Here is a 14940-nt window from a genome sequence, read left to right on the forward strand (position 1 = left end):
CGGAGAGGATGCCGTCGAAGAAGTCGCTCTTTTCCAGGATGGACGTCCGCTCCCCCAGGGCGTAGTCCACCACCGCGTCCACGGAGGCGAGGTTGGGGCCGGCGGGGTTGTTGTAGAGGAAGCGGTAGGTGTTGTCTCCCCGCACGTTGAGCACGCCGGAGTCGGTGTGTCCCGCGAGGACGAAGGTACGACGCGCTCTTCCGGAGGGGGGAAGGTTCGTCGTCCATTCCACCCCCGAATATCCCCGGGGAATGAAGGTGTAGACCTGGTGGCTGTAGGGTGGTGGATATCCCGCGGGGGAGGTCCAGATCCACCCCGTATCGTTGATGTCGGTGTAGTGCGGCGTCATGCCGGAGGCGTCGTCCCAGGCGACGCCCTCCCAGAGGGTGTAATATCCTTCGCTGGTCCCCGCGGGAGGCGGCAGCACCCGGCTCTCCTCGCTATAGGTATAGTTGGTCTTGAACTTGTACCCGGAGGTGATGGATCCCGTGAGCTGTACGGGGGCATCCGCCCCGGTGTTCGCGTCCTTGTGCGGGCGTACGAGCATGAACTCCGCCGGCACTGTGTTTCCCGAGGGGTTGCTCACCTCCACGTCTAGGTAGAAGAAGGGCGCGCCGGAGAGCTTCGCCTCGCCCGGGTAGAAGGGAGCCCTGACGGTGACCGTGGCACGGAAGGGCAGCCCGGGATCCCGGCAGGTATAGGAGACCCCGGTGAGGGTGAGCTCCTGGTCGATGACCGAGAAGACCGGGTAGCGGTCGGTGAAGGGGAGGCACCGGATATCTCCCTGGGAGTCGCGGAAGGCCAGCACCAGCTCCGAGAGGTCCTCCGTCCAGGTCCCCAGGGGCGACTGGCGCCAGGCCAGGAGCTGGGGCACAGGGTTGACCATGAAGCGGGACCCGAAGCGACCGAGGACGACCTCGTGCAGGTCCTGCCCCGCGCCGTTGACGAAGCGCAGCGGCCTGGCGGACCAGTTGCGGGACTCCATCACGTTTATCTCCGCGGCCGTTTTCCCCGCCGCGATGAGCCTGATGTTGCAGATGGTGGCCTCTTTCTTGGAGGCCCTGAAGCGCAGGTCCAGGGTGCCGCCCGGGGCGGAGACGTTCTGCACCGTCACCTGGTAGGCGGTGTTCAGCCCCACCTTGGAGGCGATGTCCAGGTTGTTCAGGCCGGTCAGGGGAGTGGCGGAGCCGTTGGCGTAAACGCTGAAGACGCGCTGCCCCGGACCGTAGACGGGCTCGAAGAAGCTGAACTCGATGTTGTACGAGGTGCGCGAGAGGCCGCTCAGGGCGTAGTGGAAATCCGTGCCGTAGCGTTCTCCCTGAAACTTGTACGGTTGCTTGCTCAGGTTGTCCGTGCCCTTGATATCTCGCCCTGCATGGGAGATGGATGAGGACTTGCCCTGAAGCTCGACGATTATGCGGCCCTCGACGGGCTCGGCATGGGCGCGGTCCACGGCAAACATGGACAATAACGGAACGAGGAGCAGCAGCGCGCCGGCGAAGGCGAGCGGCCTAGCGACGCACGGCGGAAAAGCGGCATGTCCCCTTATCCTGCTCCACCCCCCTCCACGGGGTCGTATCCCATCCCGCAGCTTCCCCCCTTCCAGCCCTTGGGTCCGAAGCTGAAATACATGGGCCTTTCGGCCACCACCGCGCGGCAATAGATCGGCACGCCTTCTCATCTCGCTCCACCCCCCTCCACGGGGTCGTATCCCATCCCGCAGCTTCCCCCCTTCCAGCCCTTGGGTCCGAAGCTGAAATACAGGGGCCTCTCGGCCACCACCGCGCGGCAATAGATCGGCACGCCTTCTCATCTCGCTCCACCCCCCTCCACGGGGTCGTATCCCATCCCGCAGCTTCCCCCCTTCCAGCCCTTGGGTCCGAAGCTGAAATACATGGGCCTTTCGGCCACCACCGCGCGGTCGGAAACCACGCGCATGGAGACGTCCTTGTCGGGGCCCACCGCGAGGTTGACGTTGACGGTGACCCGGGAGCGCGCCGGCACCAGCCATTCCTCCACCACGTTGTCCCCCTGCCCCGCCCCCAGCATGTACTCCACGGTGACCAGGGCGTCCTCGTCCCCGGGGTTGGCCAGGGTGAGCCACTCCTCGAAACCGGCGCGGGTGGTGCCCTCGGCGAAGTACCAGGTGGTGCCGGGGCTGGGGGCGCCCATGACGTTATGGCCGCCGGGTATGGCGCCGCGGAAGCTGAAATACATGGGCCTTTCGGCCACCACCGCGCGGTCGGAAACCACGCGCATGGAGACGTCCTTGTCGGGGCCCACCGCGAGGTTGACGTTGACGGTGACCCGGGAGCGCGCCGGCACCAGCCATTCCTCCACCACGTTGTCCCCCTGCCCCGCCCCCAGCATGTACTCCACGGTGACCAGGGCGTCCTCGTCCCCGGGGTTGGCCAGGGTGAGCCACTCCTCGAAACCGGCGCGGGTGGTGCCCTCGGCGAAGTACCAGGTGGTGCCGGGATGGCGGGCTCCCAGGGTCGCCGACCCGCCCTCCATGCTTCCCTTGTAGCTGTAATACATAGCCCGCTCCGCCACGATGGGCTGCGGGCTTGACGCCGTCGCCGCCACGTCCTTCTCCGGATCCACCTGGGAGTTCACGTTGAGGGAGAACCTGCTGGCGGCGGGGATGTCGTAGGTGACGGACCGGGTCTCACCCCCGGGCATGAGGAAGGTGAACTCAACCGGCGCTACCTCCTCCCCGGCGTTGAGTACGCACAGCCATTCCTCGAAGCCTTCGCGGGTGGTGCCCTCGGCGAAATACCAGGTGTTGACCCCCAGGGAGGCCAGCGCCGCCTCCACGTCCAGCAGTCCGTGCCCGTAATATTCGTCCCACCCGGGTTCCCCCAGATCCGAGGCGGAGGAGGTGAGGAGGTGGGTGACCTCACCCGGCGTGAGCTTGGGATCGAGGGAGAGGAGCAGGGCTGCGGCGGCGCTCACCTGCGCCGACGCCATGCTGGTGCCCTCTCCCCATACCAGCGCGAAACCGGACTGGTGGTTCCCGGCTATGCGGTACGCTTCCTGTGGTATGCCGTCTCCGTGGCCGTCGCCGTTGTCGTCACGCGTGAGGTCCCCGCCCGGCGCCACCAGGTCCAGCCCCTCGCCGTAGTTGGAGTAATGGGCGCGCAGGTCGCGGCAGTCCGTCGCCCCCACGGCGATGACGTACTGCCCCTCGTCGGCCGGACAGTCCATGCCGCCGGGGTATCCGGGGTCCGAGCCCTCGTTGCCGGAGGCCGCCACGCAGAGGACGCCCCTCTCCCAGGCATACCTCACCGCTTCGCTCACGGCCTTGCTGTGGCGTGGGGACGCGACGCTCAGGTTGATGACGCTGGCGCCGTTGTCCGCCGCGTAGTAGATCCCGGAGGCCACGGCGGAGGCGGTGCCCGACCCCGCGGCGCCCAGCACCCGCACCGGCATGATGGAGCAGGAATAGGCCATGCCCGCCGCGCGGAACGCGTTGTTGTACGCGGATGCTATGATCGCGGCCACGTGGGTGCCGTGTCCGTATTCGTCGTCCGGGTAGGCGTCGTTGGCGACGAAATCGTATCCGGGCACGAAGGAGGTGGCGGCAAAATCGGGGGCACGGCGGAAGGTGCCGGAATCGCGGTAGGCCACCCCTGAATCGACCACCGCCACCACCACCGACGGGTCACCTCCGGCGGCGATGTCCCAAGCCCCGGGCATTTTTATCTTCTGCAGGTTCCACTGCAGGGGGTAATCGGGATCGTTGGGGCTCTCGGCGGCGCGAAACGGCAGGTCGGGCTCCGCCCAGTCGATGCTGGGAAGGGCTTCCAGTACCGTGAGGTCCGTCTCCCTGGGCGCGCGCATGAGCAGCATGCCCCCCGGCAGCCCCCTCACGAAGCGCAGCCCGCGGGACAGGGCCTCCCGGGCCGCCTCCGCCAGCTTTCCCGTCCGCGGGCGCAGGATGACCTCTCCCTCGACCCGAACGCCCTCGCCTCCGGGCGTGGAAGCCGCCGCGGGAGCGGGCGCGGCGACGAGGGAGGCGGCGAGCGCGAGGAGGAGAGCAGAGAGGGCGGCCAGGAGAGGCCACCGGCGCGCGGGATTCTCCGTAAGGGCGCGCCGTTGAAAGCCGGCGGCGCGCGAAGCGCCTAGACGATCCCCGATGAAACGCAACATCGCAGCGATCACCCCCATCGCCATGGAGCCCCTGCCTCCGTCTGCGCGCCTTGTCCGTGGAGCCCCAGTGCCTCTGTCCCGTTCAACTCCCGCGCCGGGCCCTCAGGCCGAACCATGGTGCGCCGCGGGCCGCGACCTTTGCGGCGGGTCATCCGACGCTACGCTCCCGTTCCGTGCTCCGGTCCCGAGGTCCATTCTGTGTTCCCGTATGTCCCGGCGTACAGCCAAGATTATACGAAAGCGGCGACAATCACTCGAGTCTCCCTCTTCGACGCATACTCTTCCCCATGACGTTCCCCGCCTACCCCCATATACAGCGCAGGCGCTCTCCATGATCGTTCCCGCTCCGTCGCCGCCGTCCGCCCTGGCGTTCCCCATACCGGTCCCGCGGGCCTGCGCGACCCAGGCGGTCAGCTTCGGCGTCCTTCGAGGTATTCCCCCAGCCGGCGCACTCCCTCCGCCAGGTTCTCCAGGCGGTTGGCGTAGCTGAAGCGGATGAACCCCTCCGCGCCGCTGCCGAAGTCGATGCCCGGGGTAACCGCCACGTGCGCCTTCTCCAGCAGCTCTAGGGCGAAGGAGTAGGAATCGTCGGTGAAGGCCCGGGCGTTGGCGAGGATGTAGAAAGCGCCGTGGGGCTCAACCGCCACCCCGAAGCCCAGCTCCCTCAGCCTGGGAAGGAGGAAGCGGCGCCGCTCGTCGTAGGTGCGCACCATGGCCGCCACCTCCTCCCCCGCCTCGGTGAGGGCGGCGATACCTCCCCTCTGCACGAAGGCGTTGGCGGAGATGAACAGGTTCTGCTGCATCTTCTGTATGGGGCGCACGTACTCCTCTGGCGCGATGAGATATCCGAGCCTCCACCCCGTCATGGCGTAGAGCTTGGAGAAGCCGTTGATGACGAAGGCGCGGTCGGTGAACTCGAGGACGGAATGTTCCCTGCGCTCGTAGACCAGGCCGTGGTAGATCTCGTCGCTGACCACGTAGAGCCCCCGGCCGGACAGCGCGGCGATCTCCTCCATCACCTCGGGTTCCAGCAGATTCCCCGTGGGGTTGGAGGGGGAGTTGATGATCACCGCTCGGGTGCGCTCGCACAGGCGCCCCTCGATGTCACGCGGGCGGTACTGGAATCCCTCCTCCTCGAAGACCGGCACCTCCACCGGGACCCCGTCCACGAACTCCACGATGTTGGGGTAGCAGGCATAACAGGGGTTGGAGAGGATGACCTCGTCTCCCGGGTCCAGGAGGGCGGCGAAGAGCAGCAGCATGGCTGGGGAGCTGCCGCTGGTGACGATGATGCGCTCGGGATCCACCTCCACGGCGTACTTTTCCCGGTAGTGGGCGGAGATGGCCTCCCGCAGCTCGTGCAGGCCCAGGCTGTGGGTGTAATGGGTCTCTCCCTCCAGCATGGCACGCCACGCCGCCTCCTTCACGCAGCGCGGCGTGTCGAAGTCGGGCTCGCCCACCTCCATGTGGATGATGTCGTGGCCCTCCCGCCCCATCTGGATGGCCTTCTCCAGCACCTCCATGACGATGAAGGGCGGTATGCGCTCTCCTCGCCTTGCCGGCATGATCGACCTCCTCGCGGCCCCGCAGTCCGGCCACAGCCCCGGGCGTGACGGCGATGCGCACCTGCCTCCCGCCGACGGGTAGAGACTATTATAGGGGATTATGCGGGATCCGGGGGGAGGATGGGCGGGAAAGGAGAGGCAGGAGACGTGAAAATGAGAGGTAAGGCAAGAAACGGATAAAGAGAGAGGCAAAAAAGGAGATATAAAGGAAAAAGAAAGAGGATTCCCTTCCGGGACGCGAAAGGGCAGATCGGGACGGGGAAGATGAAAGGGGCGGGAAAGGGTCGGAAAAGAAGGGGAGGGCGCGAGCGGAAAACCGATCCCAGGCTTGCAGGAGGACTCGCACGTCTCGGATGCGCTGCCGAAGAAGGGGAGTGCGCGAGAGAAAAGCCGATCCCGGGGCGGGGGCGTCTCGGCGGCCGGCGGCACGGCATGCGGCGCTGGGGAGCGAGAGGAAGCCGAGCGGCGGAGGACGGACCGCGAGGCCGGCGATGGCCTTGGAGCCCTCAAGGGGATATGATTATCGCGGAGGAGATGAAGGCGTACCGCCCGCGGCGGGCCTGGAAGGAGATGCCATGGACTGGGAAGCGCTGCGCAGCCGCATCAAGGCCGATTTCGATGCCAAGAACGCCACCAGGGAGGAGGTGCTCAAGGCCTGCCGCTCCTTGGTACAGACCTCGAGCTACATCATCCGCTCCGTGCACCGCGGGGAGAGGGAGCAGGTCCTGGACCTCATCGCTCAGGCGGAGGAGCTTTCGGCAGGCATCACCCACATGACCCGCGACCACCCCGAGGTCTACACCGCGGGTTTCGTGCACGATGCCCAGAAGGAATACGCGGAGGCGCGCGCCACCTATGCCCTGATCATGGGAGAACCCCTGCCCGGGCCCGAGGAGTTGGGCGTGGAATACCCGGCCTACCTCAACGGCCTGGGGGAGGCGGTGGGCGAGTTGCGCCGCTCCATCCTGGACCTCATCCGCGAGGGGCACCTGGAGAGGGGCGACGAGCTGCTGTCCTACATGGACGACATCTACTACCTCCTGGTCTCCTTCGACTACCCCGACGCCATCACCGGCGGGCTGCGCCGCACCACGGATATGGCCAGGTCGATAATGGAGCGAACGCGCGGCGACCTCACCACCGCTTTGAGGCAGAGCAAGCTGAAGGAGGCCATCGCCCGGCTCGAGGATAACATCACCCGGGTCGCCGGTGAGGGCTGAAAAATGAGGCCGGATCGGCGTTATCCCGTTCCGCCGGGGCTCCTTACGCCTAATCGCTCAGCGACGCAGCGAGATAGACCACCACCATAAAGACCTGGACGGCGTCGTCCGGTATATGTGCCTCGTCATACCGCCCCGAGAACGGGATTTGTTCTTGGCTTGCAGCGCTGCCCCTCCCTCGCCTCGCCGTCCGCGAGGAAAGATCCGCTCGGCGGGTCGGCGTAGAGGGCGTTGACGATTTACAAATATATATACTTTTTAGTAACATACCAATGAGTAAACATGGCTGTATCGGGGCGCTCCCGGCCATGGCGGTCGGTGAACCGCGGGGGATGGAGAGCACGTTCTGATCGCCCCTCTAAAAAGGGAGTGTCGGGTCCCGGTACTCGACGGACCGCGGGGGTGACGAAAAAAAGGGAATTATTCCCAACCAGGCCTGGTCTACGAAGTCGTGTTAGTCGACGAACCGCGGGGGTGACGAAGGGAGTCGGTACCGGAGAGAAAGCGATTGCCGATATCAAGACCCCAATCTCCGCTGGGGGGATCTGCTGGCGAGATGCGAGTAAGCATTCTCTTGTGGGGGGCTGTCCGTAACGGACAGACAAGACGTCGGAAGGGGGAGATACGATGAGAAGATGCAGACACCCGTTTCTCACGCTGCTGGTCGCGCTCCTGCTCGTCCTCGCGACCTGGGCGCCGGCGGCCTTCGCCGCCGAGCCGCAGCCGCAGGATCTCTACACCGCGCGCACTCAGGACGGAGTGGACCTGGTCCTCAAGCGCTACCGCCCGGGATCCCAGGACGGGCATAACGCCGGGGCTCAGCCGCTCATCCTCATGCCGGGCATACTCTGCAACCATAATTTCTTCGACGTGCACGTACCGGAGGGGGGCCCTTACGGCACCGCGCTTCCCGAGGAGCTCGCCCCCTGGGCGCAGGGAGACCGTTACCTCCAGACCGACCCCATGAAATACTACAGCCTGGCCTATTACCTGTGGTCGCAGGGTTACGACGTGTGGCTGGCCAACTACAGGGGCGAAGGCAGGGACCCCGTGAGGAGCGGAGGGGCGGCCGGGTATGCCATAGACGAGCTCGCCGTCTTCGACATGCCCGCGGTGATAGAGAAGGTGTATGAGGTCACTGGAAAACACCCGGTTTGGATCGGGCACAGTATGGGCTCCACCATGGCCTACATGTACCTGCAGGGCGCTCGTTTCGGTTGGGGCCTCAACCCCAACGTGGTATCCGATGCCGAGCTCGCAAGGGAGCGCAACGGCATCAAGGAGGGCAGGCAGACCTTGAAGGGGCTGGTGGACCTGGACGGGCCCGTGGTCCCGGGAGGCTGCATACCGGGTCTGCTGAGGCCGCTTCTGTACGGAGCGCTGGCCTTGCCCATCTATCTGGACCTCCGCCCGCTGACCGCCAACCTGGGAGGTCTCGCGGCCGACCCCCTCATGGGCCTGGAGTCCCTGCTGCGCGGCCTGTGGGGGATGATCGGTTATCCGGACATGGGGCTGCTCAACCTCCTGCTGCTCATCAACCCGGAGAACATGGACAGCGGCGTATCGCGCTATTTCTTCCAGCACGGCCTTGACGGGGTGAGCACGCGCGTGGTGGCGCAGTTCGCGGACGCCATTGAGATCGGCAGGTTGAGGGAGGATTACCGCAACGGGCTCTTCAACTCCTTCCGCGTCTTTCCCACCGCGCCCCATGCCTGGGACGGCTATTATTACTACTCCGACCCGGCGAACCTGAGGAAGATAAGCCTTCCCTCCCTGGTGATCGCGGATTCCACGGACGATATCACCAGGCCGGGGGACGTCAGGGGTTTTTATGAGGCGAAGGGCAGGAACGGGAAGGACGCGTTTTATGAGGTCCCCGACACCGCCCACGTGGACCTGGTGATCGGCCTCAACGCGCCCACCGAGCTCTTCCCAAGGATCGGTGATTGGTTGAAAGGTCTCTAGGACGAGGAGATATGACCCGAGTGCGGGCATGAGAAAGGCACGTCTTTACGGAGGGTTACCGGAAAAAGAGGAAGGAGCGGGGCCTGCAGGATGACCGGAAAGCTACGGAAGCAACGCGGGCCCGGCTCCTTCCGGGGCCCAACTCCTCCCGGGGCTTATTCTTATCCGGCGGGCTAGAGCCGGGACGGTAGAACGACACCCGCCCCCCGGAGGCCTGCGAAGGATGAGGGCCGCCGCCCTCGTGCGGCGGCTTTCCCCCGCCGGGGTCCGCGGGGGCGGCGCGGGAACGAATCAGCCGCCCCCCAGCTTTTTCACGTAGATGGAGTTGGCGAGGTGCCAGCCCACGGTGCGGCGGCTCTTGCCCACCAGGGCCTGCAGGGGGCCTTTGAAGGGGTCTTTGGCCTCCACCTTTATCTTCACCCCGGGCTTGATCCCCAGGGAGGCCATGAACTGCAGCAGCTCCGGCTCGTCGTCCCTGACGCTTATCACCTCCGCCCTCTCGCCGGGCTCCAGGGAATAGAGGGTGGTGTCCTCGACCCTCACGTCCTCGGGCTTGGAGGGGATGGGGTAGCCGTGGGGGCAGACCTTGGGGCGGTTGAGGGCCACGAAGAGCCGCCGCTCCACCTCCTCGGAGATGTTGTTCTCGAAGAGGAGCGCTTCCTCGTGGGCCTCGTGCCACTCGAAGCCGAGCATGTCGGTGAGAAACCTCTCCACGATGCGGTGCCGGCGGATGGCCTTTACCGAGGCCTTTTGGCCCTCGGGGGTCAGGGTTATGCCGTGGTAGGGCACGTAATTGATGAGGCCCTTCTCGGCCAGGCGCTTGAGGGTGTCGGTGACCGTGGAGGGGGCGACGTTCATGGCCTCGGCGAGGGCCGAGGTGGAGACAGGACTGGAAACATTCTCCAGGCGAAAGATGTGCTTGAGGTATTCACTGAAGGAATCCTTGCCCGGCTGGCCTCTGCCCGTTCTCATCCCGCCTCCGACAGACCCTTGATGTTTTAGGTTTTCCAAATTATAATTTCGGCGTCCCGAATTTTCAAGCCGCCATGGAGTGAAAAACGGGCCGGCATTCACGGTGATCGGGAGGTCGGGGGAAAGGGATATTCGGCGGTTCTGCGTTGCCGGGGTACCGGCGACCGCCTTTCAGATAGACGGAGCAGCCATACCGTAACGCAAGGAGGACGCATGGGAAGGAGTGAGATATGGAGTACTGGGCTCTAGCTACCGGCGGCCTGGCCCTGGTCGGCCTGGTCATGGCCTTCCTGTACGCCAGGATGGTGGTGAAGGAAGACCCCGGCGACGAGAAGATGAAGTCCATAGCCGCGGCCATCCGGGAAGGGGCCATGGCCTTCATCCGTCGCGAGTACCAGGTGCTGGGCGTCTTCGTGGTCATCGTCTTCGCCCTTATCGCCATCTTCATCTGGTACAAGCCCGCGGGCGGCGGCGAGAGCACCTACACCGGCATCTATACCGCCATCGCCTACGTGTTCGGCGCCGCACTCTCCATGACCGCCGGTTTCGTGGGGATGAACATCGCCACCAAGGCCAACGTTCGCACCACCCACGGTGCGGAGCGCGGGGTGAAGGACGCGCTGGTGATCGCCTTCCGCGGCGGGGCGGTCATGGGCCTCACCGTGGCCGGCCTGGGGCTTTTGGGCCTGTCCATCGTCTATCTCGTGTTCGTCAAGTGGTGGCAGGTGGTCACGGATCCGGCGGGGCAGGCCTCCATCATCGCCGGCTTCAGTCTAGGGGCGAGCTCGGTGGCCCTCTTCGCCCGCGTGGGAGGCGGGATCTATACCAAGGCTGCGGATGTGGGAGCCGACCTGGTGGGCAAGGTGGAGGCGGGCATACCCGAGGACGATCCCCGCAACCCCGCGGTCATCGCCGACAACGTGGGAGACAACGTGGGCGACGTGGCGGGCATGGGAGCCGACCTATACGAATCGTACGTGGGCTCCATCGTGGCTCCCATCGCCATGGCGGCCACCGTCTTCGCCATCTCCGGCGCCGACGGCATCACCAAGGGAATGCTCCTGCCCATGCTCATCGCCGGGGTGGGCATCCTGGCCTCGGTGATCGCCACCTTCTTGGTGCGCACCAGGGAGGGCAGCCACCTCTCACGCGCCCTGAATGCCGGGAGCTATTCCGCCGCGCTGCTGACCACCATCGGCACGCTGTTCGTCGTCCTCTTCTGGTTGAAGGACGTCGACGCCGTCAAGCATCCCATCGGGTTCTGGATCTCCATCGTGTGCGGTCTGGCGGCGGGCCTCGCCATAGGCTGGGTCTCCGAGTACTATACCTCGGACAAGTACAAGCCGGTGAAGGAGATCGCGCAGTCCTCGCAGACCGGGCCCGCCACCACCATCCTCTCCGGATTCTCCGAGGGCATGGAGAGCACCGCCGGCGCCATCATCCTTCTGGTGGGAGCCATCGCCGGCGCCTACCTGGCCGGCAACTGGGCCATGCCCGACGTGGCCAACAGCGGCATCTACGGCATCGCCCTGGCGGCCATAGGCATGCTCTCCACCACCGGCATGACCGTCTCCGTGGACGCCTACGGGCCCATAGCCGACAACGCCGGCGGCATCTCGGAGATGAGCGGACGTCCACCCGAGGTACGGGAGATAACCGACAGCCTGGATTCCCTGGGCAACACCACCGCCGCCATCGCCAAGGGCTTCGCCATCGCCTCGGCGGGGGTCACCGCCCTGGCCCTCTTCAAGGCCTACACCACCGCCGTGGGCATAGAGATCATCGACCTCGGTCGCTGGCAGACGGTGGTGGGCCTCTTCCTCGGGGGCATGTTCCCCTTCCTCTTCTCCTCCATGGCCATCAAGGCCGTGGGAAGGGCGGCCTACAACATGATCGAGGAAGTGCGCAGGCAGTTCAGGGAAATACCGGGCTTGAAGGAAGGCAAGGAGGGCGCCAGGGCGGAATACGCCAGGTGCGTGGACATCTCCACCAAGGCGGCCCTCAAGCGCATGATCCCTCCGGCGACCATCGCCGTGGTCAGCCCGGTGGTCATCGGGCTCTGGGACAACCAGGCTCTGGCGGGATACCTGGCGGGCGCCCTGGTGGTGGGATTCCTCATCGCCATCTTCATGGCCAACGCCGGCGGTGCCTGGGACAACGCCAAGAAGTACATCGAGGCCGGCAACCTGGGCGGGAAGGGCACCCCGACGCACGCCGCCGCGGTGGTGGGCGACACCGTGGGCGATCCCTTCAAGGACACCGCGGGCCCCTGCATGAACATCATGATCAAGGTGATGTCGGTCATCGCGTTGGTCTTCGCTCCGCTGTTCATCAGGTAGATACGGATATGCAGGCGAGCAGGGGGGCCGGGCCCAGCCCGGCCCCCTTCCGCGCGGGCGGGGCGTTGTGTGCCCCGGGGTCGGGAGGGATATAATACTACCGTTCGTTCAGGAAGTAAGGGGAGAGGAGCGGATGTCTCTGGAAGGATATGTCGCATACCGGCGCAGGGAGTTCTGCAGGGACGTGCGCTGCCCGGTGCAGATGGAGCTGGATGCCCTCGAGGAAGGATCGGAGGGCTACGAGGAGAAGAGGCTCGTCTGCAGGGATGACTGCAGGTTCACCGCTTACCGTTTCCATCACTGGCTGATGGACAGGGGCTACATCATCGTCCGTCCCGAAGGATAGGCCTTTCGGGGGCAGGGAGGTCAGGCGGGGATGGGTCCGCCGCGGGCGGGACCACGGCCGCCGACATTTCACAGCGAGGAGGTCTTGAGATGCCGGACGCAGGTGGGATACTCGAGGCGCGGGACGTCCGCGAGATGGGAGCGGAACCGGCCGTGACCGCAAGGGCCAAGCATATAAAGGGATGCGAGCACATGGACTGGGGCATGAGGAACCGCCTCTCCCGCCTCATCCAGGAGGACGGCCACTGCTTCTTCATGCCCATAGACCACGGCTATTTCCAGGGGCCGACGCGCTGCCTGGAGCGGCCGGGAGAGACCGTCTGCGACCTGCTCGAGTACTGCGACGCCCTCTTCGTGACCCGCGGGGTGCTGCGGAGCTGCATAGACCCAGACAGCGACATCCCCATCATCCTCCGCGTCTCGGGGGGCACCAGCGTGGTGGGCGCGGACCTGGCGGACGAGATCGTCACCACCTCCATCGACGACATCGTCAGGCTGAACGTGTGCGCGGTGGGGGTCTCGGTGTTCGTCGGCACCCCCTACGAAAAGCAGACCCTGGGCAATCTCAGCGCCCTGGTCAACGAATGCGAGAGGTACGGCATCCCGGTGATGGCGGTGACCGCGGTGGGCAAGGAGCTCGAGAAGAGGGACGCGCGCTACCTGAGCCTCTGCTGCCGCATCGCGGCCGAGCTCGGAGCCCGGGTGGTGAAGACCTACTGGTGCGAGGACTTCGAGAAGGTCACCAACGGCTGTCCCGTGCCGGTGGTGATGGCGGGCGGGCCGAAGTGCGAGAGCGAGCTCGAGGTCTTCGAGTTCGTCTACGACGGCATGCAGAAGGGCGCCATCGGCGTGAACCTGGGCAGGAACGTGTGGCAGAACCCTGCGCCCGCCGCCATGGCCAGGGCCCTGCACGCGGTGATCCATCAGGGGGCGACGCCGCGGGAGGCGGCCGACATCTACCGGGAAGCGAGCGGGCGCTGAGGAGAGGTGGCCGGACCTTGCGCGTAGCCGTATACCACAACAACCGCGACATCAGGATCGAGGAGATGCCGGTGCCGGAGATCGGGCCGCGGGAGATGCTGGTGAAGGTCATGGCCAGCGGCATCTGCGGCAGCGACGTCATGGAATGGTACCGCATCAAGAAGGCCCCCCTGGTCCTGGGGCACGAGATCGCCGGGGAGATCGCGAAGACCGGGGAAGAGGTGGACCGCTACCGCGTGGGACAGCGGGTATTCGTCTCGCATCACATACCGTGCAACACCTGCAGGTACTGCCTGAACGGAAACCACACCGCGTGCGAGACCCTGCACACCACCAATTTCTTCCCCGGTGGGTTCGCCGAATACCTGCGCGTGCCGGAGCTCAACGTGGACCGCGGCGTCTTCCCCCTCCCAGACGGCATGACCTACGAACAGGGCACCTTCATCGAGCCGCTGGCCTGCGTGGTGCGCGGCCAGAGGGTCGCCGGGCTGGAGGCGGGCCAGAGCGTGGCCGTCCTGGGGAGCGGCATCTCGGGGCTGCTGCACATCGCCCTGGCCGGGGCGCTGGGGGCGGGGCGGATAATCGCCACCGACATAAGCCCCTACCGCCTGGAGGCGGCGAGACGCTTCGGGGCGGACGCGGCGGTACCCGCCTCAGAGGACGTGCCGGCGCGGATTCGGGAGCACAACGACGGGAGGCCGGTGGACGTGGCCATCGTGTGCGCCGGAGAACTCTCCGCTTACCGGCAGGCCCTGGAGTCTCTCGACCGGGGCGGCAGGCTGCTCTGCTTCGCGCCCACCCGGCCCGGCGTCGACCTGCCGGTGCCCGTGAACGACTTCTGGCGCAACGGCATCGCCATCGTGCCCTCCTACGGAGGGAGCCCCAGGGACATCATGGTGGCCATGGAGCTCATCAGGGCGCGCCGGGTTCCGGTGGAGGAGATGATCACCCACCGCCTCCCCCTGGAAGAGGCGCAGGAGGGATTCAGGCTGGTGGCGGAGGCCGCGGAGTCCATCAAGGTGGTGCTCCTCCCGCACGCCTCCTGAGCATCTTTCCCGGAGAGTCTTCAACCCTGGGAGGTCGCGGTCTCGCAAAGGCAAGCGCCCCATGATCTGCCGGTGCGCCCCTGATGGGAATGACGTCACCATGATCTATGCTGGAATATAATACCATCAGATGTACACCGTGCCCCGCACCGCTCAATTCACTTATATCGCCCGTTTTTCGTGTTGCAGGCTCCAAGCTCCTGACGGCGGCCCCGTATCGGGTTCCTGCGGGCAAGCGTGCCCTTTCCACGGGCGAGGCCTGGATCGATGCATGCCTGAACGCGGCAACCCGAACCCGCTCTTCCTTGACGGCCCCCGCTAAATGTGTTACGGATATTTGCCGAATGTTTGCCAG

At 65.8% G+C, this 14940-nt stretch carries 10 protein-coding genes; 6 read left to right on the plus strand and 4 right to left on the minus strand.

All coding sequences use genetic code 11. From position 1 onward, the window contains the following. From H5T74_11890 to H5T74_11900, 3 genes are all read right to left on the minus strand, one after another. Positions 1-1453, minus strand: a 1453-nt coding sequence (locus H5T74_11890; GenBank protein ID MBC7231076.1) for a hypothetical protein, incomplete at its 3' end; no start/stop codon positions are given. A gap of 356 nt (positions 1454-1809) precedes the next feature. Beyond that, positions 1810-4176, minus strand: a complete 2367-nt coding sequence (locus tag H5T74_11895; protein ID MBC7231077.1) for a S8 family serine peptidase — start codon at positions 4174-4176, stop codon at positions 1810-1812. A 386-nt stretch (positions 4177-4562) separates the two neighbouring features. Next, entirely contained in the window at positions 4563-5717 is a 1155-nt protein-coding gene (locus tag H5T74_11900) for a pyridoxal phosphate-dependent aminotransferase (GenBank protein MBC7231078.1), read from the minus strand. A gap of 575 nt (positions 5718-6292) precedes the next feature. On the opposite strand from H5T74_11900, the gene H5T74_11905 reads away from it, so the two are divergent. Both H5T74_11905 and H5T74_11910 read left to right on the plus strand, forming a co-directional pair. Then, positions 6293-6937, plus strand: coding sequence for a hypothetical protein (locus H5T74_11905; GenBank protein MBC7231079.1), 645 nt, complete (start codon positions 6293-6295; stop codon positions 6935-6937). Between the two features lie 627 nt (positions 6938-7564). Next, on the plus strand, positions 7565-8902 hold the full coding sequence (locus H5T74_11910; protein ID MBC7231080.1) for an alpha/beta hydrolase: 1338 nt from the start codon (positions 7565-7567) through the stop codon (positions 8900-8902). A 291-nt stretch (positions 8903-9193) separates the two neighbouring features. Here the strand turns inward: H5T74_11910 and H5T74_11915 are convergent, their stop codons facing one another. Further along, entirely contained in the window at positions 9194-9874 is a 681-nt protein-coding gene (locus H5T74_11915; GenBank protein MBC7231081.1) for a metal-dependent transcriptional regulator, read from the minus strand. Between the two features lie 230 nt (positions 9875-10104). Between H5T74_11915 and H5T74_11920 the strand changes: the two genes are divergently transcribed. From H5T74_11920 to H5T74_11935, 4 genes are all read left to right on the plus strand, one after another. Next, positions 10105-12213, plus strand: a complete 2109-nt coding sequence (locus tag H5T74_11920; protein ID MBC7231082.1) for a sodium-translocating pyrophosphatase — start codon at positions 10105-10107, stop codon at positions 12211-12213. A 133-nt stretch (positions 12214-12346) separates the two neighbouring features. Continuing rightward, a complete protein-coding gene (locus H5T74_11925; protein ID MBC7231083.1) occupies positions 12347-12559 on the plus strand; it encodes a hypothetical protein in 213 nt (70 codons plus the stop codon). 89 nt (positions 12560-12648) lie between these two features. Beyond that, positions 12649-13539 carry a 3-hydroxy-5-phosphonooxypentane-2,4-dione thiolase gene (gene lsrF / locus H5T74_11930; GenBank protein ID MBC7231084.1) on the plus strand — a complete coding sequence of 297 codons (891 nt, stop codon included), beginning with the start codon at positions 12649-12651 and terminating at the stop codon, positions 13537-13539. Between the two features lie 65 nt (positions 13540-13604). Continuing rightward, complete coding sequence (locus H5T74_11935) at positions 13605-14585, plus strand: alcohol dehydrogenase catalytic domain-containing protein (protein MBC7231085.1); 981 nt, start codon at positions 13605-13607, stop codon at positions 14583-14585. The last annotated feature ends 355 nt before the right edge of the window (positions 14586-14940 follow it).

The organism is Actinomycetota bacterium (genome assembly GCA_014360645.1).
Classification (GTDB): Bacteria; Actinomycetota; Geothermincolia; order Geothermincolales; family RBG-13-55-18; genus Solincola_B.

Bases quoted from the DNA above. Each gene is read 5' to 3' on its own strand.
- H5T74_11910 (MBC7231080.1), top strand. From the start codon at position 7,565: ATGAGAAGATGCAGACACCCGTTTCTCACGCTGCTGGTCGCGCTCCTG.
- lsrF (MBC7231084.1), top strand. From the start codon at position 12,649: ATGCCGGACGCAGGTGGGATACTCGAGGCGCGGGACGTCCGCGAGATG.
- H5T74_11905 (MBC7231079.1), top strand. From the start codon at position 6,293: ATGGACTGGGAAGCGCTGCGCAGCCGCATCAAGGCCGATTTCGATGCC.
- H5T74_11935 (MBC7231085.1), top strand. From the start codon at position 13,605: ATGCCGGTGCCGGAGATCGGGCCGCGGGAGATGCTGGTGAAGGTCATG.
- H5T74_11895 (MBC7231077.1), bottom strand. From the start codon at position 4,176: ATGGCGATGGGGGTGATCGCTGCGATGTTGCGTTTCATCGGGGATCGT.
- H5T74_11920 (MBC7231082.1), top strand. From the start codon at position 10,105: ATGGAGTACTGGGCTCTAGCTACCGGCGGCCTGGCCCTGGTCGGCCTG.
- H5T74_11915 (MBC7231081.1), bottom strand. From the start codon at position 9,874: ATGAGAACGGGCAGAGGCCAGCCGGGCAAGGATTCCTTCAGTGAATAC.
- H5T74_11900 (MBC7231078.1), bottom strand. From the start codon at position 5,717: ATGCCGGCAAGGCGAGGAGAGCGCATACCGCCCTTCATCGTCATGGAG.
- H5T74_11925 (MBC7231083.1), top strand. From the start codon at position 12,347: ATGTCTCTGGAAGGATATGTCGCATACCGGCGCAGGGAGTTCTGCAGG.